This is a genomic window from Aeromonas sp. S15(2024) (assembly GCF_041402265.1).
In the GTDB taxonomy this organism is placed as follows: Bacteria; Pseudomonadota; Gammaproteobacteria; order Enterobacterales; family Aeromonadaceae; genus Aeromonas; species Aeromonas dhakensis.
Genome location: NZ_JBGLQY010000002.1, coordinates 583,543 through 609,000 on the forward strand (window position 1 = coordinate 583,543; position 25,458 = coordinate 609,000).

The 25,458-nt window shown below is 64.2% G+C and carries 21 protein-coding genes; 8 read left to right on the top strand and 13 right to left on the bottom strand.

From position 1 onward, the window contains the following. The first annotated feature begins 19 nt into the window (after positions 1–19). Positions 20–1,537 carry an aldehyde dehydrogenase family protein gene (locus ACB033_RS06720; protein WP_139725399.1) on the top strand — a complete coding sequence of 506 codons (1,518 nt, stop codon included), beginning with the start codon at positions 20–22 and terminating at the stop codon, positions 1,535–1,537. Positions 1,538–1,599: 62 nt separating this feature from the next. Here the strand turns inward: ACB033_RS06720 and ACB033_RS06725 are convergent, their stop codons facing one another. Continuing rightward, positions 1,600–2,406 (bottom strand): helix-turn-helix transcriptional regulator, encoded by an 807-nt coding sequence (locus tag ACB033_RS06725; RefSeq protein ID WP_005298514.1) that lies wholly within the window; start codon positions 2,404–2,406, stop codon positions 1,600–1,602. A 96-nt stretch (positions 2,407–2,502) separates the two neighbouring features. On the opposite strand from ACB033_RS06725, the gene ACB033_RS06730 reads away from it, so the two are divergent. Further along, a complete protein-coding gene (locus tag ACB033_RS06730) occupies positions 2,503–3,390 on the top strand; it encodes a DMT family transporter (protein WP_017788552.1) in 888 nt (295 codons plus the stop codon). A 97-nt stretch (positions 3,391–3,487) separates the two neighbouring features. Here the strand turns inward: ACB033_RS06730 and ACB033_RS06735 are convergent, their stop codons facing one another. From ACB033_RS06735 to ACB033_RS06755, 5 genes are all read right to left on the bottom strand, one after another. After that, positions 3,488–4,180, bottom strand: coding sequence for a response regulator (locus ACB033_RS06735; protein ID WP_005303332.1), 693 nt, complete (start codon positions 4,178–4,180; stop codon positions 3,488–3,490). Between the two features lie 3 nt (positions 4,181–4,183). Further along, positions 4,184–5,752, bottom strand: a complete 1,569-nt coding sequence (locus ACB033_RS06740) for a sensor histidine kinase (RefSeq protein ID WP_126881330.1) — start codon at positions 5,750–5,752, stop codon at positions 4,184–4,186. Between the two features lie 17 nt (positions 5,753–5,769). Beyond that, positions 5,770–7,320, bottom strand: coding sequence for an NAD-dependent malic enzyme (locus tag ACB033_RS06745; RefSeq protein WP_139725398.1), 1,551 nt, complete (start codon positions 7,318–7,320; stop codon positions 5,770–5,772). A gap of 11 nt (positions 7,321–7,331) precedes the next feature. Beyond that, a complete protein-coding gene (locus ACB033_RS06750; protein WP_139725397.1) occupies positions 7,332–8,639 on the bottom strand; it encodes a 2-hydroxycarboxylate transporter family protein in 1,308 nt (435 codons plus the stop codon). Between the two features lie 528 nt (positions 8,640–9,167). Beyond that, positions 9,168–9,359, bottom strand: a complete 192-nt coding sequence (locus ACB033_RS06755) for a hypothetical protein (protein ID WP_017764158.1) — start codon at positions 9,357–9,359, stop codon at positions 9,168–9,170. Between the two features lie 320 nt (positions 9,360–9,679). Here ACB033_RS06755 and slyA point away from each other — a divergent pair, with 320 nt between their 5' ends. The 5 genes from slyA to ACB033_RS06780 all read left to right on the top strand — a co-directional run bounded on the left by slyA (position 9,680) and on the right by ACB033_RS06780 (position 13,639). Next, the gene (gene slyA, locus ACB033_RS06760; RefSeq protein ID WP_010634735.1) at positions 9,680–10,153 is read left to right on the top strand and encodes a transcriptional regulator SlyA; all 474 of its coding nucleotides are present in this window, start codon (positions 9,680–9,682) and stop codon (positions 10,151–10,153) included. Between the two features lies 1 nt (position 10,154). Next, positions 10,155–11,210 carry an HlyD family secretion protein gene (locus ACB033_RS06765; RefSeq protein WP_005303344.1) on the top strand — a complete coding sequence of 352 codons (1,056 nt, stop codon included), beginning with the start codon at positions 10,155–10,157 and terminating at the stop codon, positions 11,208–11,210. Positions 11,211–11,220: 10 nt separating this feature from the next. Then, positions 11,221–12,249, top strand: a complete 1,029-nt coding sequence (locus ACB033_RS06770; RefSeq protein WP_005303346.1) for a DUF2955 domain-containing protein — start codon at positions 11,221–11,223, stop codon at positions 12,247–12,249. Positions 12,250–12,390: 141 nt separating this feature from the next. Then, on the top strand, positions 12,391–13,152 hold the full coding sequence (locus ACB033_RS06775; RefSeq protein WP_017783996.1) for an ABC transporter substrate-binding protein: 762 nt from the start codon (positions 12,391–12,393) through the stop codon (positions 13,150–13,152). A 127-nt stretch (positions 13,153–13,279) separates the two neighbouring features. After that, positions 13,280–13,639, top strand: a complete 360-nt coding sequence (locus ACB033_RS06780; RefSeq protein WP_005303350.1) for an MliC family protein — start codon at positions 13,280–13,282, stop codon at positions 13,637–13,639. A 31-nt stretch (positions 13,640–13,670) separates the two neighbouring features. Here ACB033_RS06780 and ACB033_RS06785 read toward each other — a convergent pair whose 3' ends face one another. The 4 genes from ACB033_RS06785 to nrdD all read right to left on the bottom strand — a co-directional run bounded on the left by ACB033_RS06785 (position 13,671) and on the right by nrdD (position 17,239). Beyond that, positions 13,671–14,063 carry an energy transducer TonB gene (locus ACB033_RS06785; protein ID WP_139725396.1) on the bottom strand — a complete coding sequence of 131 codons (393 nt, stop codon included), beginning with the start codon at positions 14,061–14,063 and terminating at the stop codon, positions 13,671–13,673. A 144-nt stretch (positions 14,064–14,207) separates the two neighbouring features. After that, on the bottom strand, positions 14,208–14,378 hold the full coding sequence (locus ACB033_RS06790; protein WP_005343870.1) for a YqaE/Pmp3 family membrane protein: 171 nt from the start codon (positions 14,376–14,378) through the stop codon (positions 14,208–14,210). A gap of 64 nt (positions 14,379–14,442) precedes the next feature. Next, the gene (gene nrdG / locus ACB033_RS06795) at positions 14,443–14,952 is read right to left on the bottom strand and encodes an anaerobic ribonucleoside-triphosphate reductase-activating protein (protein ID WP_139725395.1); all 510 of its coding nucleotides are present in this window, start codon (positions 14,950–14,952) and stop codon (positions 14,443–14,445) included. Between the two features lie 169 nt (positions 14,953–15,121). Next, on the bottom strand, positions 15,122–17,239 hold the full coding sequence (gene nrdD, locus ACB033_RS06800; RefSeq protein WP_124249167.1) for an anaerobic ribonucleoside-triphosphate reductase: 2,118 nt from the start codon (positions 17,237–17,239) through the stop codon (positions 15,122–15,124). Positions 17,240–17,681: 442 nt separating this feature from the next. Between nrdD and ACB033_RS06805 the strand changes: the two genes are divergently transcribed. Further along, positions 17,682–18,659: an ABC transporter substrate-binding protein gene (locus ACB033_RS06805; protein WP_139725425.1), complete on the top strand. Its 978-nt coding sequence runs from the start codon at positions 17,682–17,684 to the stop codon at positions 18,657–18,659. 73 nt (positions 18,660–18,732) lie between these two features. Here ACB033_RS06805 and ligA read toward each other — a convergent pair whose 3' ends face one another. The 3 genes from ligA to ACB033_RS06820 all read right to left on the bottom strand — a co-directional run bounded on the left by ligA (position 18,733) and on the right by ACB033_RS06820 (position 25,350). Further along, positions 18,733–20,739 (bottom strand): NAD-dependent DNA ligase LigA, encoded by a 2,007-nt coding sequence (gene ligA / locus ACB033_RS06810; RefSeq protein ID WP_139725394.1) that lies wholly within the window; start codon positions 20,737–20,739, stop codon positions 18,733–18,735. A gap of 99 nt (positions 20,740–20,838) precedes the next feature. Further along, positions 20,839–21,960, bottom strand: a complete 1,122-nt coding sequence (gene zipA, locus ACB033_RS06815) for a cell division protein ZipA (protein ID WP_019839074.1) — start codon at positions 21,958–21,960, stop codon at positions 20,839–20,841. Positions 21,961–21,975: 15 nt separating this feature from the next. Next, positions 21,976–25,350, bottom strand: coding sequence for an AAA family ATPase (locus ACB033_RS06820; RefSeq protein ID WP_139725393.1), 3,375 nt, complete (start codon positions 25,348–25,350; stop codon positions 21,976–21,978). Positions 25,351–25,458: the final 108 nt, after the last annotated feature.

The window sequence follows — 25,458 nt, forward strand, 5'->3', positions numbered from 1 at the left end:
CACACATAAGGATGATGAGATGATTTATACCGCTCCCGGTCAGGCAGGTGCCCTGGTCAGCTTCAAGTCCCGTTACGACAACTTCATCGGTGGCGACTGGGTGGCGCCGCGCGCTGGCCGCTACTTTGAAAACATCTCGCCGGTGGATGGCCGCGTGTTCTGCGAGGTGGCCCGCTCCGACGCCGCCGACATCGAGCTCGCCCTGGACGCGGCTCACAAGGCGTTCGCCAGCTGGAGCAAGACCAGCGTCACCGAACGCAGCAACCTGCTGCTGCGCATCGCCGATCGCATCGAGCAGAACATAGAAGTGCTCGCCATCGCCGAGACTTGGGAGAACGGCAAGGCGGTGCGCGAGACCCTGGCCGCCGACCTGCCGCTGGTGGTGGATCACTTCCGCTACTTCGCCGGCTGCATCCGCGCCCAGGAGGGTTCGGCCGCCGAGCTGGATCAGAACACCGTCAGCTACCACTTCAAGGAGCCCATCGGGGTGGTCGGCCAGATCATCCCGTGGAACTTCCCGCTGCTGATGGCGGCCTGGAAGCTGGCCCCCGTGCTGGCGGCCGGCTGCTGCAGCGTGCTCAAGCCCGCCGAGCAGACCCCGGTCACCATCATGCTGATGATGGATCTCATCAAGGACATACTGCCCGCCGGCGTGGTCAACGTGGTCAACGGCTTTGGCGCCGAGGCGGGCCAGGCGCTCGCCACCAGCGACCGGATCCAGAAGCTCGCCTTCACCGGTTCCACCGAGGTGGGGGCCCACATCCTGCGCTGCGCCGCCGACAAGCTCATTCCCTCCACCGTGGAGCTGGGTGGCAAGTCCCCCAACATCTACTTCGCCGACGTGATGCAGCACGAGAGCAGCTACATCGACAAGGCGGTGGAAGGGATGCTGATGACCTTCTTCAACCAGGGCGAGGTGTGCACCTGCCCCTCCCGCGCCCTGGTACAGGAGAGCATCTATGACGACTTCATGGACAGAGTGCTGGCCCGCGCCCGCACCATAGTGCAGGGCAACCCCCTCGACACCACCACCCAGGTCGGTGCCCAGGCGTCCCGCGAGCAGTTCGACAAGATCCTGAGCTACATGGAGATCGGCCGCGGCGAAGGGGCAAAAATGCTGATCGGCGGCGGCCCGGCCAAGGTGAGCGGACTGGAGGGGGGCTTCTACATCCAGCCCACCATCTTCCACGGCCAGAACAAGATGCGGGTGTTCCAGGAGGAGATCTTCGGGCCGGCGCTCGGGGTCACCACCTTCAAGGACGAGGCGGATGCGCTGGCCATTGCCAATGACACCCAATACGGCCTGGGGGCGGGCCTGTGGACCCGCGACAGCAACCTGGCCTGGCGCATGGGACGCGGCATCCAGGCCGGTCGGGTCTGGGTCAACTGCTACCACGCCTACCCTGCCCATGCGGCCTTTGGCGGCTACAAGAAGTCAGGGATCGGTCGCGAGACCCACAAGATGATGCTGGACCACTACCAGAACACCAAGAACCTGCTGGTGAGCCACGACATCAACCCGCTCGGCTTCTTCTAAGCCCATCCCGTGATCGACAAGGGCGCCTGCGGGCGCCCTTTTCATTGCTGGTGCGGTCGCGGTCAGAGCTGTGCCTGCCCGGCGCCGATCCCCAGCTGTTGACGATAGCGCTGGGGGGCACAGCCCTGTTCGCGCTGGAACATGGCGATAAAGGCCGAGGTGGAGGTGTAACCGAGCCGCCAGGCGATCTCCTGCACCGGCATCTCGCCCCGCAGCCAGTCCAGCGCCTTCACCAGCCGCAGCCGGGTGCGCCACTGGCCGAGGCTCATGCCAAGCTCCTTCTGGCAGCGCCGCGCCAGGGTGCGCTCGGTGGTGTGCAGCACCTTGGCCCACTGGGCCAGGGTGCGGTTGTCCTCCGGCGCCGCCTGCAGCGCCGCCAGCAGGGGGGCGAGCAGGCGATCCCGGCTCTGGGGCAGGTAGCTTGGCTGGCAACGGGTGCGAGCCAGCTTCTCGATGAAGAGTTCACCCTGACGGGCATCCCACTCGTCCTCCATGTGGCCGACCCGGCGCTGGGTGAAATCCTCCAGCAGGGCCCGCAGCAAGGGGGTAAGCGCCAGCAGCTGGGGTTCCCGTGGCAGGCGCGGCGCCAGCGCGTGGCTCACGTAGATGGAGGTGTAGTCCAGGGTCTGCTCGTTGAAGGCGGTGTGGGGCTGATCCGCCGGCACCCAGATGAGGTAGTCTGGCGGCGCCACCAGCCGCTGCCCCCCGACCTCCACCACCATGACCCCGAGACTGATGAGGCTGAGCTGGCCCCAGGGGTGGGCGTGCTCGGCGCAGGCGTTGCCCCCCTGGATCTGGCTGTAGCGAAAATAGAGGGGGTTGGGGGCGGCCAGCAGGCGATCCTGCTCGGCCAGGGTGAGGGTGCCCATGCAGATTGTCCCAAAGCGGTTATGACATGTCTTATTTACGCTACTTACATCGTTCAAGACAAGGCTAGACTCTCTCCATCATACCAAGGAGTGCCTATGCCCTTTCTCTTTCCCCTGCTCGCCATCCTGATCTGGGCCGCCAACACCGTGGTCTCCAAGGCCGCCGCCGGCGTGCTGGATCCTGCCGCCATCTCGTTTTACCGCTGGGTGATCGCCGCCCTGGCGCTGACCCCCTTCTGCCTGCCGCAGCTGTGGCGCCGCCGGCGCGATCTCCGCCCCTGGCTCGGCAAGCTGCTGGTGCTCTCCCTGCTTGGCATGGTGCTCTACCAGTGCCTCGCCTACTACGCCGCCCACAGCACCTCGGCCACCAACATGGGGGTCATCGGCTCCCTGCTGCCGCTGCTCACCCTGCTGATCGGGGCCTGCTGTTTTGGCCAGAAACCGGGCAAGCAGGCGCTGCTCGGCATGAGCCTCTCCCTGTTCGGGGTGCTCTGGCTGCTGGGTCAGGGCAACCCTCAGGCACTGCTGCACAGCGGCATCAACCCAGGCGACGGCATGATGCTGCTGGGGGCGGCCAGCTATGCCCTCTATGGCCTCTTGATCCGCCGCTGGCAACTGCCGTTCGGCCCCTGGCTCAACCTCTACCTGCAGATCCTGCTGGCGGTGCTGCTGCTCATTCCGCTGGCCCTCTCCGCCGACTCCCTGGCCATTCCCGCCCAGGGCTGGAGCATGGTGCTGTTTGCCGGGCTCGCCTCCTCCATCTTCGCCGCCTACTGCTGGATGCGCGGCCTCGCCAGTCTGGGGGCGGAGCGCACCTCGGTCTTCATGAACCTGATGCCCCTGTGCACGGCCCTCATCGCCGTCATCAGCCTGGGGGAGCCCATCCACGGCTATCACCTGCTGGGGGGCGGCCTCATCCTGAGCGGGGTCATGCTCTCCCAGTTCAAACCAAGAGCCCGCCGCGTCCTGCTGGAAGAGGCCTGAGCGGCCCGTCGTACCGGTTTTCGTGCCGACGTATAGACCTAAAAAAGGGAGCTTCGGCTCCCTTTTTGCTGGTATGGATCTGCGTGCGGCAAGCGGCTCAGCTGCCCCGCCGCCAGTGGTAGCGGCGCTCGGGCCGGCCGCGCTGGCCGTAGTTGAGATCCACGTCCACCCTGTCCTCCGACTCCAGATACTCCAGATAGCGGCGCGCCGTGGTGCGGCTCAGGGACAAGCGCAGCGCCACCGTATCGGTGGAGAAGGCGCTGTCCGGCTCACCCGCCAGCAGCTCCAGCACCTGGCGCAGGGTGATGGCGTCGATCCCCTTGGGGGTGTCGCGCACGTCGCGCCCCTGGGGCCTCACCTTGCCCATCAGCCGGTCCAGATCGCTCTGCTCGAGGGAGCCGCGCTCGCAGATGCGCCGATGCAGGGTGAGGATCTCGTCCAGGCTCTGCTGGATGCGAAACAGCCGCAGCGGCTTGATGATGTAATCCTGCACCCCCTGATTGAGGGCCTGCTGGATGGTCTCCACGTCGCAGGAGGCGGTCACCATGATGACGTAGGCTTCGCGGTTGTGGCTGCGCAGCCGGTTCACCCACTCCAGGCCGGAGCCGTCGGGCAGCGAGATGTCCACCAGCAGCAGCTGCGGCTGGGCCGCACGCATCATGAGATCGGCCTGGGTCAGGCTTTCGGCCCGACCCAGCAGGGAAAATCCGGGGGTGGAGGAGACCAGCTCGGCCAGAATGGATCCTATCCGTTCGTCATCCTCGATCACCAGCGTGAAAATGGGCTCCATAGATCACACCAATTGGTTTTTATTCAAGTAGATACCGAACAGAGTCGTCTGTTCGGCGGTGCGGCGCCATTCTATCACACCCCCTCGCCTGGCCACCGTCTCCTTGACCAGGAACAGACCGACACCGTGATCGCCAGTCTGGCGACTGATGCCGTAATCAAACAGATGGTCCGCCAGCGCCTCGTCCACCCCCTCGCCGCTGTCCTCCACCTCGATCACCAGCCGGCGCCCGAAGTCGTTGAGGGAGATGAGCACCCGCGGCGGGCACTGCTTGCGCCGGGCCCAGGCGGCGCGAATGCCGTTGTCCAGCAGGTTGCCGATGAGGGTGATGAGATCCGCCGACACCGCCGCCGGGTACTCCCCCAGCGCCGAATCGGGATCCAGCACCAGCTCCACCCCAAGCTCGCGGGCCCGGCTGAACTTGCCGAGGATGAGCCCGGCCACCGGCTTGTCCTCGATGGCCCGCAGCAGATCGTGCAGCATGGTCTGGCACGCCTCGCTCTCCTGCTGGATGAGCTCCACCGCCTGATCCACGTGGCCCAACTGCAGCAGGCCAGAGAGGCTGCTGAGCTTGTTGGCGAACTCGTGGGTCTGCATCCGCAGCATCTCGGCATACTGACGCAGGTGGGTCACCTGCATGCCGAGACTGCCGGTCACCTCGGGGCGGCTGAAGATCAGCAGCCGACCGGGGATCTTGCCCTCCACCGCCTGCCAGCGCCCGACGAACGACTCGCCGTGCACGGTGAAACCGAGCTCGGTCTCGACCTGGGTCAGGGCGGGGGCGAGCGGCGGCGACAGTTCCGAGAGCGGCTGGCCGAGCAGGGCGTGGCGGCCGGTGCCGGGCAGGCGCAGCTGGTAAAACGCGGCGCTGTTGAGCATGCGGATGTGGCCGCGGGAGTCGAGGGCGATCACCCCCTCCGAGATGTGCTCCAGCACCAGCTCCTGCAGCACGAAGCGATTGACTATGGTCTCCGGCTCCAGATCCAGCAGGGTACGCCGCAGTCGATGCTGGACCCAGAGCGCCAGCAGCAGACCGCAGCCCAGCACGGCGCCGATGGCGCTGATGAGCAGGGCGATCCGATCCAGGTAGATGCTCTCCACCGTCTGCATCAGATACCCCACCACCACGGCGCCGATGGCGCGCCCGTCAGGCCCGATCACCGGGGCGAAGCAGCGGATGGCCGGCCCCAGGGTACCCACGTCCTTGGAGCAGTAGCTGCTGCGCTCGTTGAGGGAGGGCCAGATATCCTCGCCGCGAAACAGGCCACCCACCAGCTCCGGGGAGGGGTGGCTCAGCCGGCGGGCGTGCTCGTCGGTCACCACCATGTAGGCGGCATCGGTGCGGCTGCAGATCCCCTGCACATAGTCGCGCAGGCCCGGATCGCTCCCCCACTGCAGCGCCTGCACCACCCGGCTGTCTCCCGCCAATACCCGCGCCAGATCTCCCCCCTTCTCCTCCAGGTTGCTCTCCAGCAAATGGCGGATGAAGAGCGCCAGCAGGCTGCCCAGGATGACGATCAGGAGCAGTGACAGGCCCAGGGAGAGGGTGACCAGTTGGTGACGCAGTTTCATCGATTAGCCTTGCAACATCAGGACGCGGACCAATAGTGCGGGCGCCACCAGGTCTGGTCAATCAAAGGTGCGGGATCACCGGCAAAATCGGCCAGCCCCTCGGCACGGGCACAGAGTGCCACCGCCCTCGCCACGGCGCGGGCCACCTCCCCCACCTGCTCGATGGGGGGCAGCAGCCGCCCCTCGGCCAGCGGATAGGCGCCCACCGCCTGCACCGCAGCCCGCAGCATGCCGTCGCTGATGCGCCGCGCCTTGACCGCGCAGGCCCCCAGACCAATGCCCGGGAACACATAGACGTTGTTGCACTGGGAGACCACCCGCGCCGCGCCGTCCACCTCCACCGGCGGGAAGGGGCTGCCGGTCGCGAGCAGGGCCCGCCCGCCGGTAGCCTGCCACACCTGGGCCGGGGTCGCCTCGGCACTGCGGGTGGGATTGGAGAGCGGCAGGATCACCGGCCGCTCGCACACCTCCCCCATGGCCGTCAGCACCGCCTCGTCGAACAGGCCGCCCTGACCGCTCACCCCGATCAGCACCCCGGGGCGCAGCCGCTCGATAAGCGCTGGCAGGGAATTGCACGCCTCCCCCGCCGGGCGGGCAAACGGCTGCTGGGCCGGGGTGAGCCCGGCCCGGTCCAGGCAGACCAGACCGTCCTGATCGAACAGCTGCACTCGCTCCGGGCTGCCCGCCAGCTGGGCCAGCATGGCGGCGATACCGCAGCCGGCCGAGCCCGCGCCGACGATCAGCACCGGGGTATCCGCCAGCGCGCTGCCCGCCTGCTGCAAGCCCGCCAGCACGCAGGCCGACGCCACCGCCGCCGTGCCCTGGATGTCGTCGTTGAACATGCACAGCTCGTCGCGGTAGCGGGCCAGGAGGTTCGCAGCATGCTTGCTGGCGAAGTCCTCGAACTGCAGCACGACCTGGGGCCAGCGTTTGCGAATGGCCGCCACCACCTTGTCCATGAACTGGTAATAGGGCTCACCATCCACCCGCCGGGCCTGCCAGCCCAGGTAGGAGTCATCTTCCAGCAGCTCGGGGTTGTTGGTGCCCACGTCCACGCACAGCGGCAGGGTGCGCGCCGGGTTGATGCCACCGGCGGCGGAGTAGAGCGCCAGCTTGCCGATGCAGATCCCCATGCCGCCGATGCCGAGATCGCCGAGCCCCAGCACCCGCTCGCCGTCGGAGATGACGATGACGTCCACCTCCTGCTCCACCGCCGCGAAGATGTGGTCGAGCTCGTCCCGGTCGTGCCAGGAGAGGTAGAGGCCGTGGCTGCGCAGATAGAGGTCGCTGTGGCGCTGGCAGGCCTCTCCCACCACAGGGGTGTAGATGATGGGCAACAGCTCCGGCAGGTGGTGGCGCACCAGCTCGTAGAACAGTACCGGGTTGTCTTCCTGCAGCTGGCGCAGCAGCAGGTGCTGATCAAACGGGCTCTGCATGGCCGAAACCAGCCGGTAGATGCGGCGCCGCTGCTGGGCCAGCGACTCCTCCTTGTGGGGCATGCGCCCCATCAATCCCTGACGCTTGCGTTCGGCATAGGGCAGGCTGGTGCCCATCATGATGTCGTTCATTATCTTGTTCCTTATGCCAGCAGCGAGATGAGCAGGGTCGCCAGGATCAGCATGACGGCGCCCCCGAGACGAGAGGATATCTGGGCAAACGGCATCAGCGTCATGCGCTGGGCCGCCGAGAGCACGGCCACGTCACCCGTGCCCCCCATGTTGGCCATGCACAGGCCGCCGGTGATGGCCGCCTCTATGGGGTAGAAACCGATCATCCGCCCTACCAGCGCCGCCCCCAGGGCGCCACCAAGCACGGTCACCAGCACCAGCACGAAATAACTGACGGAGAAGGCGCTGATGAGCTCGGGGATGCTGGTGTAGGCGACTCCGATCCCCACCAGCAGGGAGGGGGTCAGGTTGGTGACCACAAACTGGTACCAGTCGGCCGCCGCCTGCTCGTAGCGACGGGGCAGCAGGCCGCTCACCTTGATGACGGCCACAGCCAGGATCATCAGGGCAAAGGGGTGCATGGGGATGAAGTTGCCGAGCAATGAGCCCAGCACGAACATGCTGGAGCTGATGAAGAGCCCCAGGCCCAGACTCTCCAGGGTCGGTGCTTGCGCCTTCTCCTCGGCCACGCCATCGGCACTATCTTTGATCATCAGCTTGCCGTTGCCGGTCAGGGAGGGGTAGCGGCGACCGAGACGGGCCAGCAGGGTACCCACCAGAATGGCCAGGGTGTTGGCGATCACTACCGCAGGCACCATGCGCGACAGCAGATCGGCGCTCGACATCTGCAGCGGCCCGGAGAGGATCTCCACCAGCGGCACGGCGCCGGCCCCCATGCCGCCGCCCATGATGGGCAGACCGATGAGCAGCACCGCATTCTTGAAGCCATACCCCATCAGGGCGCCCACCAGACCGACGCTGAGCAGCGCCAGTGCGACGCCCCCCAGGATCACCGGCAGGTAGCGCATGGCGGCGTTCTTCAGCAGGGCGCCGCTCATGCCGAACACCGAGCCGGTCACCAGGCTGGCGATGAAGAAGTTGAGAAAGCCCCCCTCCTTCATGAAGCCGATGATCACCTGACCCGCCTCGACGGGCAGGATCCGGTATTCAAACAGGGCGGCGCCGCCGAAGATGGCGAGTATGGTGCCACCACCCAGGTATTCGCGGATGGGGGTGATGCGCTCGCCGAGCTCGGTCAGCAGGGTGCCGAGCACGAACATCAGCGCCAGCGCGCCGACCATGCCGAGCGGTAGCGAGCCGTTCCAGCCCGAGAAGAGGACGCAGGTAGCGAGGCCCAGAAAGATCATCATGGGCATGCCGGCAATCTGTCGACCGCCGAACAGGGCGGTTCTGGTGTGTGGGGTAGAGAGGTTTTTCATTGTTATGCTCCAGCGTGTGGTGTGGCGCCACTCTAGAGATCTCCGCTCCTCCTGTCGGTTAGCCCGCCAACAAAGGCATATAAAAACATTAAATTCTTAAACGCTATGGCCTGCGGGCAAGGTTGGCACCCATTTTACAGGGGGTATTTCCGTTCCTGTCATCGTCATTAAATCCCCCCGACACGCACTCTTTTGCACTTTAAAGCGGCGCTTGAAGCGGTCGCTATCAAATAGCGATCAAATAACCAGCGCTGTAACCAACAATAATGGCCTGTCAGGTTTGGCAGTGGTGAATGATCACCCGGTACAAGGCAAGGGTGATCCCCTGATCAACAAAAAGGCTCCGGCCAGGATCTGCCGGGTGATAAAAAGGAGGATGATGACAGCTCAACAGCGATCGCTGAGCTTGTTACAAGCATGGCGCTCCCGCAGGTAATGGCGGCTTGCAGCAAGAGGATAAACGGTGCGGGCAGGCCCTGTGACAGGCTGCCTTCTCAATATGACGTGCGGATATCACCAGCCGAAAGTCTATTCGGCTAATAACAATGGAATATTGGCAGGGTCAAATTCATGACAGGTTTCGGCATTTTCCAGGCTGAGTCCATAATGGCCGTCGACCACATATTCCACGTCCACCAGCAGACTCTCGATGGCGAGATGGGCGTCACCCGATTCATATCGTTCCACAGCTATCATCTCCCTGTTTAGCTGACTCATCAATATTAGTTAATAAAAAACAGAGTGCCGCATTTATATAATATTTTTTTGCATCGTCTAATTAGGGCGCACATAAAAATCTGTGACTATTTTCATGCCATCCCAATAAACGACTCTCTTTATTTCGTCGGGCCCTGCCGACCATATCCAGCCTTCTGATTCACTCAAAGACGCCGCTGATCCTAACTCACCCCTTCACCCATGCTGTTTGAGCTCCACCAGAGACCTACCTCCAAATTTCATAAACAAGATCGCGATCACACTATTTACTTAGCCTGCTAAATAACTACAATGCTTAGCAAGCTAAGTAAAAGGAGAATCTCATGATGAAGGACCTGGAAATGCTGCGCGAGCTCTCCCTCGCCGAGCGGGTCGGCCGGCTGCATCGGCTGTGGCGCACCGTGGCCGATCTCGAGCTGGCCCCCCTCGGCCTGACTCATCCCCGCTGGACGGCGCTGTGGAAGCTGAGCCGGCTCGGCGGCCACCTCAGCCAGAAGACCCTGGCCGAGGCGCTGGAGATCGAACTTCCCTCCCTGATGCGCACCCTGGGCCAGCTGGAAGAGCAGGGTCTGGTGGAACGCCACTGCTGCAGCCAGGACAAGCGGGCCCGCATCGTCACCCTGACCCCGGCCGGCAAGGCACTGCTCGACCAGATTGAAGATCGCATCATGGAGATACGCCGGGAGCTGCTCGCCGGCATCAGCCAGCGGGAGCTGGAACAGTTTGAAGATATCGTGCACCGCATCTGTGCCAATGCCCTCGGCAAGATAGGTGCGCAGAGTGAAGAGAGAGAATGAGATGACCCCGGATCAACAATTCCAACGCTGGATCAAATGGGCCATGGGCGCCTTCGTGCTGGTCTTTGCCTATTTCCTGCTGGCCGACCTCAAGATGCCGCTCACCCCGCAAGCCATGGCAACCCGCGTCGTCACCAAGATGGCGCCCCAGGTCAGCGGCAAGGTGATGGAGGTGGCTGTCGCCAACAACCAGCACGTCAAGCAGGGCGACCTGCTGTTTGCCCTCGACCCGGCCCCCTTCGAACTGGCGGTAGAGCAGGCTCGCCTCGCCCTGGCCCAGGCCGAGCAGCAGAATCGCCAGCTCGATGCCACCCTCAACGCCGCCAGCGCCGATTTCAGCTCGTTGCAGACCCAGGCTGCCCTCAAGTTGCGGGAAGCGGAGCGTATCGACGCCCTCTATCGCCGCCACATGGTCTCCGAGCAGCAGAAGGATGACGCCGACAGCGCATTTCGCACCGCCCAGGCCAACCTGCTGGCCAGCAAGGCGCGCATGACCCAGGCCAGGGTCAACCGCGGCCTGCCCGGCGACGACAACCTGCTGCTGCGCCAGGCTCGCAACCGCCTCGCCCAGGCCGAGCTCAACCTCGCCTACAGTCGGGTCCACGCCAGCCAGGATGGCATCATCACCAACCTGCAGCTCAAACCCGGCAGCTTCGCCGCGGCGGGCGCCCCGCTGCTCGCGCTGGTCTCCGAGCAGGTGGACGTGATCGCCGATTTTCGCGAGAAAAGCCTGCGCCACGTAGACCAGGACAGCCTGGCCCTGGTCGCCTTCGACGGCGAGCCGGGCCGCCTCTATCCGGCCCGGGTCACCAGCCTGGATGCCGGGGTCAGCGCCGGCCAGTTCGATGCCAACGGCCAGCTGGCCAGCCCCACCGAGTCGGATCGCTGGGTGCGCGACGCTCAGCGTCTGCGCCTGCACCTGGCGCTGGAACAGCTGCCCGCCCATCTGCCGGCCGGTGCCCGCGCCACCGTGCAGCTGCTGCCCGACAACGCCCTGACCGGGCTGCTGGCCCGCGCCCAGATCCGCCTGCTCAGCCTGCTGCACTACATCTACTGAGGTGACGGCAATGAACCTGTGGCACAGACCCCTCACCGCCAATGAACTGCGCCAATGCCTGCGCATCGCCTTTGGCAGCACCAGCGGCTTTCTGCTCTGCAAGCTGTTCGGCTGGAACTACGGCGTCTTCTACACGGTGACGCCTGTGCTGCTGCTGGGCATGGTGCCGGTGATGAACGGTCATGCTGCCCGCCAGCTGATCGCCGCCGCCGTGGTCTGCGGGCTGGAAGTGGGGCTGCTGGGGGGGCTGTTCGGCGGCCATCCCGGCCTGATGATCCCCATCGCCTTCCTGCTGTTTCTCTACCGTTTCGCCGCCATGTCACGGGGCAGCCTGTTCCTGTTCGGTGCCAACGGGGTGCTGAGTCTCAGCATCATGCTGCACTTTGCCAGCTACCCGCAGACCGATCTCAACGACCTCATCTTCAGCAACCTGTGGGCCAGCGTGCTGTCAGTGCTCATCGCCTACCTGATGACGGCACTCATCCCCGACGTGGAGGAGCGCCCCAAGCCAGCCCCCTCCCCCAAGGCACCGCACCGGATGCGGCACGAGGCGCTGCTTGGCGCCAGCATCGCCACCCTCTCCTTCATGGTGTTCCAGCTCTTCGATCTGCGGGACTCCATGTCGGCCCAGGCCACGACTCTGCTGGTGCTCTTCCCCATGCACTGGGACGGCGCCCTGAGCTATGCCCGCAAGCGGGCCATGGGCACCCTGCTCGGGGTGAGCTTCGGCCTGGTCGGCCAGCTGGTGCTCTACGACTGGTCCGGGCTGCTGATCCTGGTTGCCCCCTTGCTCTGGCTCGGCGCCATGCTGTTCAGTCATGCCCACGTGAAGGAGGCGAGCGGTTCCGGGGTCGGCTTCGGCGCCCTCACCACCCTCGGCATCCTGTTCGGCCAGTACCTGACGCCCGGCAACGATCTGGTGTTCAGCGCCCTCTACCGGGTCAGCAGCATCTTGTTTGCCATCGTCGCCACCCTGCTGGCCTGTTACCTCATCCACCGACTGCTTAACCGTTTCGAGGCCACCCGGTTCGGTTATTGACCCCCTGTTGTTAGCTCAAGGATGTGCGCCTTTCGCCCCGCTATGCCTACCGGGGCGTTTTTTTTGCCCTGTATCTGGCGGTGCCTGCGGCCAGCCCCAGCAACTATGCTTGCTAGGGCAGTTGGCAACGGGAGAGAGACCATGACACACGCAACCCACATTCACTGGCTGGTTATCTGTCTTCTGCTGATGGTGGGAAGCGCCCGGGCCGAGTCTGTACTGATCGCCGCGGAAGATGACTGGGCCCCCTACTGCGTTCTCGACAAAGAGAGCGGCCAGCCGCAGGGGCTGGCGCCCGAGCTGGTGAAGGCAGCCTTTGCCGCCGAGGGAATCGAGGTGGAGTTTCGCACCATCCCCTTCGCCCGCTGCATGTACGAGGCGCGCAGCGACAAGGTGCTCGGCTGCTTCGATGCCACCATTACCGAGGAGAACCGTTACCAGTACTTCTGGCACGAGACCCCCATGTTCGAGGAGGATCTCGCCATCTTCGCCCTGGCCAGCGAACCGCGCCGGGATCTCAAGCTCACCTCGCTGGAACAGAAGACAGTGGGCATCACCCTCGGCTACACCTACCCCACCGATTTCATGGAAAACCCCAGGATCACCCGCTTTCAGGCCAAGTCAGACACCCAGATCATCGAGATGCTGGTGCGTGGCCGGGTTGACTACATACTGATGAACGAGATGCCGGGCTACCTCAAGATCCAGCAGAAACAGCTGAGCGGGAAGGTGGTCAAGGTGGGCAAGATCTCCACCGACGGTTTCTGGCTCGCCTTCTCCCGCGCCCATCCCCGGGGTGAGGAGATGGCCAGTCGCTTCGAAGAGGGGCTGCAGAAGATCAAGAACAACGGCACCTACGAGGCGCTGGTGCGCGCCTTCGAGGCCAGACTCGGCCTGCATTGAGCCCATACTCATTAGTGCTTCTTTTGACGCCCATGGACGCATATCGACGCAAGTCGGGTCGAGCGGCATTGCCCCCCTTGGGCAAGCTGTTAGGATCACGCCCGGATGACACCGATGGAGAATCAACATGAAGCACGCCAACCTTCTGCTGCTGGGCATCACGACCCTGACCCTGCTGAGCGGCTGCGAACGCGGCGCCGACCCCCTGAGCGTGACCGGCGGCGACCCCGTCACCTATCTGTGCGAACAGGGCCAACGGGTACAGGTGCGCTACTTCGCCCTCTCCGATCAGAGCCTGAACTTCGTCAAGCTGGCACTGCCGGACGGCAAGGACTACACCCTGCCGCAGAGCGTCTCTGCCTCCGGCGCCCGCTACACCGACGATCACGAGGCCGTCTGGTGGAACAAGGGAGATGAGGGCTTTGTCGAGATGCGCGACAAGGACGGCGAGTGGCAGAGCGTCTACAACGACTGCAAGCAGCAGTAAACAACAACCCCGGCCAGGCCGGGGTTTCTCATTACTCCACTTCAATCTCGTAGCGACCCACCACTCGCACCGGAATGGCCTGCGGGTTCTGCTCCGACACTCGATAACGGGTCTTGGCCAGCCCCGACAGGGCGATCAGGTCCAGCACGCCGGGCGGCTCCGAGGTCAGGATCTCTGGGCTGAACAGATTGCCGTTGGAGTCGATGAGATAACGGATCTCCACATAGCCCTTGACGGGCCGCTTGGCTGGCGCGCCGCCCACCGGTTCAAACGGGGGCACTTCGCCATCCTGCACCCAGTATTTGCCAAGCTCCGCCATGGTCACCTCCAGCGGCGGCTGGTTCAGTTTCACGGTGGGACTGGGGCTGGCACAGCCCCCCAGCAGGCCGAGCACAGTGCCCAGCAGCAAGACCTTCAAACCCATTCAACACTCCTTGTTGAGTCAGATCAGAGGGGTCACCCCTCCCCGGCAGGGTTGCCGGCCCATTACTGTAACAATCGGAACCCGTTTGAGCAGCATAAAAAAAGCCAACCCCATCGGGTTGGCTTTTAGCAAAGAGGCTCAACGTCAGCCGCGCTTGTCGCTGACCACCAGCCAGAGCGCATGGACCATGCCGGGCAGACCGCCGAGCAGGGTCAGCACTATGTTGATCAGAAAATGCAGGCTGAAGCCCACCTGGATAAAGGCGCAGACCGGCGGCAGGAAGATGGCCAGCAGGATCTTGAGCAGATTGTTCATCTCGGATTTCCTCGTCAACGATGTCACAGGGATTGGAATGGGCTAACCATAAACATCCCTGACCTCAACTGCAAACCAGACAGGGGATCCGTTCCCCTCCCTCCCGCCAGGCGTTGAGGTCGTGGATCTGCTGATTGCTACTGCCGCGCCAGAGCAGGCCGGGATCCGCCAGCCCCTGCTCGAACTTGCCATCCACCAGCACGTCCAGCAAGGCCACCAGCTCGCGCTGAGCCGGGCTGAGCTCGCCAAGCAGATAGCCGGTCCAGCACCAGATGTCCTTGCCGGGGCACTCGGCTCGCACCCGCTGCACCAGCGCCAGCACATGCGGCACATTGGCGGGGTGGAGCGGATCGCCGCCGGAGAGCGACAGTCCCCGCCGTTTGATGCGCGTGTCGTTGAGATCCGCGATGACGCGATCGCTCATCGCCAGATCGAACGGCTTGCCACCATCGAGGCGCCAGGTGCTCTGGTTGTAGCAGCCGGGGCACTGGTGCTCGCAGCCCGACACGAACAGGGTGGCACGGGTGCCTGGGCCGTTGATCACATCGACCGGGTAGTACTGGTGGTAGTGCATCTTGTCTCTCGATTCACGGTTTGGCAGGCAGGTGATGATGGATGCCCCCTCATCCCCAGCCCTTCTCCCACTCTTTTCAACCTGAGCGGGAGAAGGGAGCAAGGCAGTACAAACAGCACCTCGACCGGTACCCTCTCCCTCTGGGAGAGGGCTAGGGTGAGGGCTCGGCTCACATGTGTTTGACGCGGCGCTTGACCTCTTCCTGCTTGCCCGCGTTGAAGGGGCGCGCATCTGGACTGCCGAGGTAGCCGCAGACGCGGCGGGTCACCGACACCTTGGCCGGGTCGTGGTTGCCGCAGCGCGGGCAGGTGAAGCCCTTGGAGGTGCACTCGAACTCGCCGGTAAAGCCGCACTCGTAGCACTCGTCGATGGGGGTGTTGGTGCCGTAGTAGGGCACCTTGTCATAGCTGTAGTCCCAGACGTTCTCCAGCGCTTCCAGGTTGTGCTGGATGTTGGGGTACTCGCCGTAGCAGATGAAGCCGCCGCTGGCGATGGGCGGATAGGGCGCCTCGAAGTCCAGCTTGTCGTACGGATTGACCTGCTTCTCCACGTCGAGGTGGAAGCTGTTGGTGTAGTAACCCTTGTCGGTCACCCCTGCCACCACGCCAAACTCCTTGGCGTCGATGCGGCAGAAGCGGGAGCAGAGGTTCTCGCTCGGGGTGGAGTAGAGGCTGAAGCCGTAGCCGGTCTCCTCCTTCCACTCGTCGGTGGCGGCCTTGAGGCGCTCGACGATGGCGATGGCCTTCTGCTGCAGTTCGGCACTATCAAACAGGTGCACCTGATCGCCAAACAGGGCGTTGATGGTCTCGTGTACCCCGATGTAGCCAAGGGAGATGGAGGCGCGACCGTGCTTGAAGATCTCGCTGACATTGTCGTCCGCCTTCAGGCGCACCCCGCAGGCCCCTTCCATGTAGAGGATGGGGGCGACCCGGGCCTTGACCCCGTCCAGGCGCTTGATGCGGTACATCAGTGCGGTCTTGGCTACCCGCAGGGCTGCGTCCAGCTTGTCCCAGAAGTCCGCTTCATCGCGGGATTTGAGAGCGATGCGCGGCAGGTTGAGGCTCACGACCCCCAGGTTGTTACGCCCCTCGTGGACCAGCTCGCCGTGCTCCTCATAGGCACCGAGGAAGGAGCGGCAGCCCATGGGGGTCTTGAAGGAACCGGTCACCTTGACCACTTGGTCGTAGTTGAGGATGTCCGGGTACATCCGCTTGGAGGCACACTCCAGCGCCAGCTGCTTGATGTCGTAGTTGGGATCGCCCTGTTTGTGGTTAAGGCCATCCTTGATGGCGAACACCAGTTTCGGGAACACGGCGGTCTTCTTGTTCTTGCCAAGGCCGGCGATGCGGTTGCTCAGGATAGCCCGCTGGATCAGGCGTGACTGCCAGCTGTCGCCAAGGCCAAAGCCGAAGGTGACGAACGGGGTCTGACCGTTGGCGGTGTGCAGGGTGTTCACCTCGTACTCCAGCGACTGGAAGGCGTCGTAGCACTCCTTCTCGGTGCGGGCCATGGCGTAGGCATCCACATCGCCGATGCCCCACTCCACCGCCACTTCCCGGTGCTTCTCCCAGCTGATGGTCACGTAGGGAGCCAACACTTCGTCGATACGATTGATGGTGGTGCCGCCATAGATGTGGCTCGCCACTTGGGCGATGATCTGGGCGGTGACCGCGGTGGCGGTGCTGATGGATTTGGGGGTGTCGATCTCCGCGTTACCCATCTTGAAGCCGTGAGTCAGCATCCCCTTCAGGTCGATCAACATGCAGTTAAACATGGGGAAGAAGGGGGAGTAGTCGAGATCGTGGAAGTGCAGATCACCGCTCTCGTGAGCCTGCACCACGTCGCGGGGCAGCATGTGGCTGGTGGCGTAATGCTTGGCGACGATGCCCGCCAGCAGGTCACGCTGGGTCGGGATCACCTTGGAATCCTTGTTGGCGTTCTCGTTGAGCAGGGCCGCGTTGGTCTGCTCCACCAGGCCGCGGATCTCCTGGGCCAGCCGGCCGCGGGCCTCGCGAGCCTGATCCCGGTCGTGACGGTATTCGATGTAGGCACGGGCGATGGCCTTGTCGTCGGAGGCCATCAGGTGGTTCTCGACCCGGTTCTGGATCTCGTGGATGTCCACTTCTCCCCGCCCTTCCAGCTCCTGGCTGACGGCGGCGGCAATGCGCTCTGCCAGCGCCGGACTGGCCTGGTTGACCGCCTCCGCCGCTCGGCCCACCGCCTCGGCAATCAGCTGGGCATTGAATGGTGCGCGACATCCATCACGTTTGATCACAACCGGTTTCATGGAATTTCCCCGTTAAAAAGGCCAGGCTCTCGCCCTCGGCTTACCCTTGTTTGGCCCCCTTCTCCACGCCTCGTCCTCGGCGCAAATAAATTCAGCCGAGGCTTGACAAGCCTGGGCTGACGATGAGAAGGGAACAGCTTTTACACAGCTTAATAACACAACATATAGGGATTAAAAACGAATGCAGCCCTATATGTGGTGTCTATTAGGCACCAAAGCGGGGGCGTATTTCTTGATCCAGAACAGGTTTTGAGGCGAGTGGCGCAGTTCCCGACCAGCCATAAAAGGTACCACACGAGACCACGCTCAAGCCTGGTGCGGGCTGGCGCCCGATGCCGGCCAGCGAGAAAAAGATTTCCCCTCCGACAGTAATTGACCGGCACCGGCTGGCCCAGGAGTGAACATAATGAATGACAACACCTCTGTGCCGATGGGAAGCCATATGACCAAGCCTTTGTTGCTGCTACTGTTGCTGTGCCCCCTGTCGCTGCGGCTGTGGGCTGCCGAGATCCTGGTGATCAGCAGCTACCATCCCGAATACCTGTGGGATCAGAGCTACAACGCCAGCCTGGTGGCCAACCTCAAGGGCGAGCACCACATCAGCCACTTCTACATGGATACCAAGCGCCGCCCCGCCGAAGAGTTCGACCAGATCGCCGAACGGGCGCTCGCCTACTACCACCAGGTGAAACCGGATCTGGTGGTGCTTGGCGATGACAACGCCATCAACTACCTGGCCACCAGCATCGCCTCCCTCGGCACCCCGGTCGTGTTCCTCGGCATGAACGAGAACCCGCGCCACAAGGGATTCGTCGGCCACCCCAAGATCACCGGCGTGCTGGAGCGCCCCCTGCTCAAGCGCAACATCAGCGAGATGAGCCAGCTGATGGGGGGGATCAAGAAGGCACTGGTGCTGTTCGATTCGAGCAACGTGGCCCTGACCGCCATCGAGGACGAGTTCAAGACCCAGACCGAGTTGCGGGTCGGCCAGACCCGGGTCAACAGCCAGCTGCTCGGCGACTACGACCTGTGGCAGGAGGCCGTGCTCAACGCCAGGCAAAACGGCTATCAGGCCATCTTCATCGGCCTCTACCACACCCTCATCGATGAGCAGGGTCGCCACGTGGATGAACGCCAGGTGCTGGAGTGGACCAGTGCCCACAGCCCGGTACCGCTGTTCTGCTTCTGGGAGTTTACGGTGGGCAAGGGCAAGGCCATCGGCGGCCTGGTGCTGGATGGGCACGATCAGGGGGCCAAGGCGGCCGAGCTGGTCAATGCCATTTTGGAGGGAGCCCAGCCCAAGACTCTGGCGCCGCGGGCTGCCCTGCGCGGCGAGTATGTGTTCAGCAAGAGCGAGCTGGCCCGCTGGCGGCTCACCCTGCCCGACAAGTGGCGCTACAAGATCCTCTGGCGTGATTGAGCGCGGAGCATTGTCCCCATAACGAAGAACCCGGCATGGCCGGGTTCTTCGTTTATCTGGATGTAGCAGCAACTCAGCCCTGCAGCGCCTGCTGCAACTCCTCTTCGGTCCAGACGGTGATGCCGAGCTCCTGGGCCTTGGCCAGTTTGGAGCCCGCCGCCTCCCCCGCCACCAGCACATCGGTCTTGGCCGACACCGAGCCCGCCACCTTGGCGCCGAGCGCCTGCAGCGCCGCCTTGGCGTCGTTGCGCGACAAGGTGGTGAGGGTGCCGGTCAGCACGAAGGTCTTGCCGGCAAAGGGCTGATCGCTTGCCTCTTTCTTCTCGATGGCCGGCCAGTGGATACCGGCGGCCAGCAACGCCTCCAGCACCTCGATGTTGTGGGGCTGGCGCAGGAAGTAGTAGACATGCTTGGCCACCACGTCCCCCACGTCGGCCACTTCCAGCAACTGCTCCACCGAGGCGGCACGCAGGGCGTCCAGGGTGAGGAAGTGATTGGCGAGGTTCAGCGCGGTCGCCTCCCCCACTTCGCGGATCCCCAGCGCAAACAGGAAGCGCGGCAGCGTGGTGCTGCGGGCCGCATCGATGGCCGCCACCAGATTGAGGGCGGACTTTTGCCCCATCCGCTCGAGTCCGGCCAGCTGGATGGCATTGAGGCCGAACAGATCGGCCGGGGTCTTCACCAGCCCCTTGTCCACCAGCTGCTCGACTATCTTGTCGCCGAGGCCGTCCACATCCATGGCACGGCGGGCGGCGAAGTGCTTGATCGCCTCCTTGCGCTGCGCCTCGCAGAACAGACCGCCGGAGCAGCGGGTCACCGCCTCTCCTTCCAGCCGCTCTACCGCCGAGCCGCACACCGGGCACTCGGTCGGGAACAGAATTTCACGGGCATCGCTTGGACGCTGGGCCTCCACCACCGCCACGATCTGTGGGATCACATCCCCGGCCCGGCGCACGATCACGGTGTCGCCGATCATGACGCCAAGGCGCTCAATCTCGTCGGCATTGTGCAGGGTGGCGTTGGAGACGGTGACGCCGCCGACGAACACAGGTTTGAGCTTGGCCACCGGGGTCACGGCGCCGGTGCGACCGACCTGGAACTCGACGTTTTCGAGCAGGGTCATCTCCTCCTGGGCCGGGAACTTGTGGGCGGTGGCCCAGCGCGGCGCACGGGCCACGAAGCCGAGCTCCTCTTGCAGGGGAATGGCATCCACCTTGTAGACCACGCCGTCGATCTCGTAGGGGAGCTCGCCACGGCGGGTCAGGATGTCGTCATGGAACGCCTGACAACCGGCAGCCCCCTCCTTGAGCTTCACTTCGGGGCTGAGCGGCAGCCCCCAGGTGTTGAGCCGGGTGAGGCGGCCGTAGTGGGAATCCCCCAGCAGCTCGCCACCGATCCCTACCCCATAGGCGTAGAAGCTGAGCGGGCGGCTGGCGGTGATGCGCGAGTCGAGCTGGCGCAGGCTGCCGGCGGCGGCATTGCGCGGATTGACGAACACCTTCTCGCCGGCGGCCAGCGCTCTGGCGTTCATTGCCTCGAACCCCGCCTTGGGCATAAATACCTCGCCGCGCACCTCCAGCCTTGCCGGCCACCCCTCGCCACGCAGGGTCAGGGGAATGGCCTTGATGGTGCGCACGTTCTCGGTGATCTCCTCACCCGTAGTGCCATCGCCCCGGGTGGCGGCCTGCACCAGTTGGCCGTCCACATAGAGCAGGCTCACCGCCAGGCCATCCAGCTTGGGCTCGCAGCAGAAGGTGAAATTGACCTCCCGCTTGAGGCGATCGCTCATGCGCTGTTCGAACGCCTGCAGCTCTTCACTGCTGAACACATTGTCCAGGCTCAGCATGGGGATCTCGTGGCGCACCTGCTTGAAGGCGGTGAGCGGCTGACCGCCCACCCGCACGCTCGGCGAGGCCGGGGTTTTCAGCTCGGGATGGTCGGCCTCCAGCGCGATCAGCTCGCGCATCAGGCGGTCGTATTCGGCATCCGGCACTGTGGGGTTGTCCAGCACATAGTACTGATGCCCATATTCGGTAAGCAGCTCACACAGTTGACGGTGGCGGGAGAGGATATCGCTCATGAAAAAGTCTCGAAGTGTGATGAAAAAACCGGCCAGCGGAGCAATAAAAATGCGGCACCTGGGTACCGCACTTTTGATTCATTCGACCCGCCTGGCGTATTAGTCGCGACTGGCCTCGTAGGCGGCCAGCTCGTGCCGGTAACGGGCGATGGTCTCGTCACTCAGCGGGCTGCGATCCACGTCAGTCAGCATGGCATCGAGATCGCTGGCCAGCTGGTCGGCAGACTGCAGCATGTGCTCGAAGGCAAAGGCGGCGTTGCTGCGCAGCGGCAGCTGCATGAAGAGCGACACGCCCGGAGTGGTGAACTGCTCCATCCGGTACGGGTTGAAGGTACCCGGCTTGACCATGTTGATCATGGAGAAGAGCACTTCGCCCTTGCCGTTGAGATCCTCGTGGCGATGGAAGATGTCCATCTCGCCAAACTTGAAGCCCAGCGCCAGCAGGGAAGAGATCAGGGTCGCCCCCTGCAGGTCGTGGCCGGGGCGCGCCATCAGGTTGATGACATAGACATCCTGCCAGATCTTCTCGACCGGCTGACGTTCAATCTGCGGCTCCTGCACCGGCTCTTCATAGGCGGGCTCCTCGTAGGCAGGCTCGGGGGCTGCGTAACGGGGCTGCGCCTTGTATTCGGGCGCAGCGGCCTGGGCCTGTTCACGGGCACCGAAGGTGGGCGCGGTGGCGTAGGCTGGCTCCACCAGCGGCTCTTCGTCCAGCGGCTGCAGCAGCGGCTCGCGCTGGGGACGGGAACGGTGAACCGGGGTACGACGGATCACCTGGGCAGGCTTGCGTACCGGCGCGGCGGGCGCCTCCTCCACAGGCTCGGCGGCCGGCTCCTCATACTCTTCCTCTTCATAGACGGGAGGCGGGGGCACGGGGCGAGCGGCAGGCTTGCGTACCACGGGCGGCGGCAGATCGGCGTCATCCTCTTCATCATCGAAGGCGGGCGCGGGGGCGCGACGGCTCACTTCCGGCTGGCGAGGCTCATCATGGTGGAGTTTGGGCTCGGCACGACGGCCACCGCTGACCACTCGCACCTGACCGATGCCATCGCTGTCGAAGGCGTCGTTGTCACGATCCCGTGATTTGGATTCCATCCGGCCCAGAGGTTTCTCTTTGATCGGTGCCTGACGATTCTTTCTGTTGCTCCACAACCCGTGAATGAGCAATGCCGCGATGGCAATACCGCCCAGGGCAACCAAGATGTAACGCAATTCCTGCATTAGCTGCTTCTCTTTCTAGTTTTGCTCAGCCAAAGCGACGGCTTCACCGATATCGACCGACACTATGCGCGAAACCCCGGGCTCTTGCATCGTGACGCCAACCAGCTGCTCAGCCATCTCCATGGAGACCTTATTATGACTGATGTAAACGAACTGTACTGTGCTCGACATCTCTTTGACAAGAGAACAGAAGCGACCGACGTTCACTTCATCGAGCGGTGCATCCACCTCATCCAGCAGACAGAAAGGTGCCGGATTGAGTCTGAAGATGGCGAAAACCAGCGCAAGAGCGGTTAACGCCTTCTCCCCCCCGGAAAGCAGGGCAATGGTAGCATTCTTCTTACCCGGAGGTCTCGCCATGATGCTCACTCCGGCCTCCAAAAGATCATCGGAGGTGAGCTCAAGCCAGGCACTGCCCCCACCGAACACTTTTGGAAACAGGGATTTTAAATCTTCGTTGACCTTATCGAAAGTGTCACGGAAGCGTATTTGTGTCTCTTTATCAATTCTTTTAATGGCTTGGCTCAAGGTTTCCAGCGCCTGCTCCAGATCCTGGCACTGGTTTTCCAGGTAGCTTGCGCGGGTTTTCGCCTCTTCATACTCCTCCAGCGCCGCCAGGTTGATGGCGCCAAGCGCCTCCACTTGCGCCTCCAGGGTCTGGATCTCCTGGCGCAGCTTGCCGCGATCAGCCGCTATCAGCACCGCCTGATCGAGATCCACCAGCCGTACCCCCAGCTCTTCGAACTGCTCATGCAGCCCCTGCCGGCGGGTGAGGTTGCGTTCGCGCTCGAGCCGCAGGGTCGCCAGCTTCTCCTGTATCTGCACCAGCTGCTTGTGATCGGCGCTTCTGGCCTGCTCCAGCTCGGTCAACTGGCGCTCCAATTCTGCAAGCCGCTGATGACAGGCAAGTTGCTGTTCCTCGAGGCTACGCTGCTCGGCCAGCAGGGGCGACAGATCCTGACTCGAAGTGGCCCCCGGCTCCTTGAGCTCGGCCAGCTCCAGCCCGAGGCGGGCCAGCTCCTGCTCGCGCAGGGTGATGAGCTGGCGCTGGTTCTGCTGCTCCAGTTGCAGCCGCTGGCAGGCGGCCTGCTGCTGTTCACGACGCAGGCGGGCCTCTTCCACAGCGCGATCCGCCGTGCTCGCCTGCTCCTGGGCGAGCAGCAGCGCCTCGGCAAGCAGCTCCCCCTGCTCCTGCAGTTCGCCAAGGGCCGCCTCACCCTGCTCAAGCCGCTCCCCGGCCGACGCCAGCCGCTGCGCCTCCTCAGCCTGCTCCTTATCCAGCCGGATCAACTCCTCTCCCAGCTGGCCGAGGCGCTGCAACCGCGCCTGGCGCTGCCCTTCACGCAGGCTCCAGGCCTCACGCAGTTGCTGCCACTGCTGCTCCTGCTCGCGCAGGGTGCGCTGGGCCAGTTCATGGGCGCTGTGCCGCTGGGCCCGCGCCGCATCGGCGGCGGCCAACTGTTCATCGAGCCGGCTCAGCGCCTCCCGGCCCGCGACCAGCTCGCTGTGCAACCGCTCACGTTCGCCGAGCAGCGCCAGGGTGCCGAGGGCCATGCCCTCCCCCAGATCCGCCCAGTTGGGGCCGAACCAGTCACCGGCAGGAGTGAGCAGCGACTCACCGGCAGAGAGGCTGTGCAGGCGGGCCTGCGCCTCCTCCCGGCTCTCTGCCAGCCAGATGGCGTTGAGGAAGGCGGGAATGTGTTCACCGCCCAGTTGCGCCGCCAGGGTGCCGGCGACCGCAGGTCGGGCCGGACCAATCCAGAGCCCGGATTGCGCCAGATTGCACTCGTCCGCCGGGGTGGCGGTGAGCCAGCGACCGAGCACCTTGTCCAACCCCCGGGCCCACTCGGGGGGGACCTGCAGCCGATCCGCCAGGGTGGCGCCCGCCATCTGCTCCCCCAGGATCTGATCCAGGGTGGCGAGGCGCGCCTCCAGCTCGCGCAGCAAGCCCTGCTGGCGCCCCTGCGCTGCCTTGAGCTCTTCGTGGCGGGCCACGCCGGCCTGCCACGCCGCTTCGGCTTCTTCATGACGAGCGCGGGAGAGCGAGAGCGTCGCCGCCAGCGCATCGAGCGCCGGTTGCAGGTTCTCCTCCTCCCCGCCGAGGGGGCCGGCCTGTTCATCTTCCAGCTTGAGACGGGCGAGCCGGGTCTTGGCCTGCAGCTCCTGCAGGCCGTTCACCTCGGCGCGGGTCTGGTTGAGCCGCCCCTGCAACTGGCCAAGCTGCTGCTGCCACTGCTGCTGGCGCTGGCGCGCCTGCTCGAGCCGCTCGCCCGCCGCCGCGCGCACGCTCTGCTGGTCGGTAAGCAACTGCTCACACTGCTCGAGGCGCGCCGACGCCACCTCCCCCTGCAGAGTGCTTTCGCCCAGTTGTTCCAGCTGGCCGGCCAGCTGGGTCTTGAGCCCTTCGATGCGTTCGCCAAGGGCCTGCCGCCTTGCCTGCCAGTCACGACCGAGTTCGGTTTGGTGCAGTTGCTGCTGCTCGAGGCGGGCGATGGCCTGGCCGCCGAGAAAAATCTGTTGCTGACGGCTTGCCTGTTCGGCCTGCGCCTCCTGGCGGGCGACCGACAGGGTGACGTGACGCCCCTCATCGGCGGTGCGTTTGGCATCGAGGGCCACCAGCGCCTGCTCGGTCTGGGCCAGTTCGGTCTTGGCCTCGCCCAGACGCGTCTCCAGCGCCCACAATTCCGAGCCGATCAGCTCGGCGCGAGCAGCGCGACTGCGGCTCTTGAGCTGCTTGTAGCGCTCGGCGGTCTCGGCCTGGGCCTTAAGGTGGTCGAGGCGCGACCCCAGTTCGCCGCGGATGTCGCCGAGGCGCTCCAGGTTCTCCTGGGTATGGCGGATGCGCTGTTCGGTCTCCCGGCGCCGCTCCTTGTAGCGGGAGACCCCGGCGGCCTCCTCCATGAACAGCTTGAGATCGGCGGGGCGGGACTCCACCAGCCGGCTGACGGTGCCCTGCTCTATGATGGCGTAGCTGCGCGGCCCGAGGCCGGTGCCGAGGAAGAGGTCGGTCACGTCCTTGCGGCGGCACTTCTGGCCGTTGATCTGGTAGTGGTTGGAGCCGTCGCGCAGCACTTCGCGGCGCACCGAGATCTCGGTAAAGCGGCCGAACTCACCGGGTACCCGGTTGTGGGGGTTGTCGAACACCAGCTCCACCGAGGCGCGGCCGTGGGCGCTGCGGTTGATGGAGCCGTTGAAGATGACGTCGGTCATGTTCTCGCCACGCAGATGGCGGGCGGAGCTCTCCCCCAGCACCCAGCGCACAGCGTCGATGACGTTGGATTTGCCGCAGCCATTGGGCCCCACCACGGCAGTCATGTCGGCGTTGAGTTCGATGCGGGTCGGCTCGACAAACGACTTGAAGCCGGCGAGTTTGATCAATTTCAGACGCATGGCGGCCTATGTCGGTAACGAAATAAAGAGGAGGCGGGCAGGCGACTTTACCAAATCAAAAGCTTGTTTGTAATATGCTGGCAGTTTCCCATGAACAGATGGAGCTCC

What these genes read in the sequence shown, in the direction of transcription:
- ACB033_RS06785 (WP_139725396.1), bottom strand. Translation starts at nt 14,063, where the DNA reads ATGGGTTTGAAGGTCTTGCTGCTGGGCACTGTGCTCGGCCTGCTGGGG.
- ACB033_RS06775 (WP_017783996.1), top strand. Translation starts at nt 12,391, where the DNA reads ATGACACACGCAACCCACATTCACTGGCTGGTTATCTGTCTTCTGCTG.
- nrdG (WP_139725395.1), bottom strand. Translation starts at nt 14,952, where the DNA reads ATGCACTACCACCAGTACTACCCGGTCGATGTGATCAACGGCCCAGGC.
- ACB033_RS06735 (WP_005303332.1), bottom strand. Translation starts at nt 4,180, where the DNA reads ATGGAGCCCATTTTCACGCTGGTGATCGAGGATGACGAACGGATAGGA.
- ligA (WP_139725394.1), bottom strand. Translation starts at nt 20,739, where the DNA reads ATGAGCGATATCCTCTCCCGCCACCGTCAACTGTGTGAGCTGCTTACC.
- ACB033_RS06780 (WP_005303350.1), top strand. Translation starts at nt 13,280, where the DNA reads ATGAAGCACGCCAACCTTCTGCTGCTGGGCATCACGACCCTGACCCTG.
- ACB033_RS06750 (WP_139725397.1), bottom strand. Translation starts at nt 8,639, where the DNA reads ATGAAAAACCTCTCTACCCCACACACCAGAACCGCCCTGTTCGGCGGT.
- ACB033_RS06740 (WP_126881330.1), bottom strand. Translation starts at nt 5,752, where the DNA reads ATGAAACTGCGTCACCAACTGGTCACCCTCTCCCTGGGCCTGTCACTG.
- ACB033_RS06765 (WP_005303344.1), top strand. Translation starts at nt 10,155, where the DNA reads ATGACCCCGGATCAACAATTCCAACGCTGGATCAAATGGGCCATGGGC.
- ACB033_RS06790 (WP_005343870.1), bottom strand. Translation starts at nt 14,378, where the DNA reads ATGAACAATCTGCTCAAGATCCTGCTGGCCATCTTCCTGCCGCCGGTC.
- ACB033_RS06805 (WP_139725425.1), top strand. Translation starts at nt 17,682, where the DNA reads ATGACCAAGCCTTTGTTGCTGCTACTGTTGCTGTGCCCCCTGTCGCTG.
- ACB033_RS06820 (WP_139725393.1), bottom strand. Translation starts at nt 25,350, where the DNA reads ATGCGTCTGAAATTGATCAAACTCGCCGGCTTCAAGTCGTTTGTCGAG.
- ACB033_RS06745 (WP_139725398.1), bottom strand. Translation starts at nt 7,320, where the DNA reads ATGAACGACATCATGATGGGCACCAGCCTGCCCTATGCCGAACGCAAG.
- ACB033_RS06725 (WP_005298514.1), bottom strand. Translation starts at nt 2,406, where the DNA reads ATGGGCACCCTCACCCTGGCCGAGCAGGATCGCCTGCTGGCCGCCCCC.
- slyA (WP_010634735.1), top strand. Translation starts at nt 9,680, where the DNA reads ATGATGAAGGACCTGGAAATGCTGCGCGAGCTCTCCCTCGCCGAGCGG.
- ACB033_RS06770 (WP_005303346.1), top strand. Translation starts at nt 11,221, where the DNA reads ATGAACCTGTGGCACAGACCCCTCACCGCCAATGAACTGCGCCAATGC.
- nrdD (WP_124249167.1), bottom strand. Translation starts at nt 17,239, where the DNA reads ATGAAACCGGTTGTGATCAAACGTGATGGATGTCGCGCACCATTCAAT.
- ACB033_RS06720 (WP_139725399.1), top strand. Translation starts at nt 20, where the DNA reads ATGATTTATACCGCTCCCGGTCAGGCAGGTGCCCTGGTCAGCTTCAAG.
- ACB033_RS06730 (WP_017788552.1), top strand. Translation starts at nt 2,503, where the DNA reads ATGCCCTTTCTCTTTCCCCTGCTCGCCATCCTGATCTGGGCCGCCAAC.
- zipA (WP_019839074.1), bottom strand. Translation starts at nt 21,960, where the DNA reads ATGCAGGAATTGCGTTACATCTTGGTTGCCCTGGGCGGTATTGCCATC.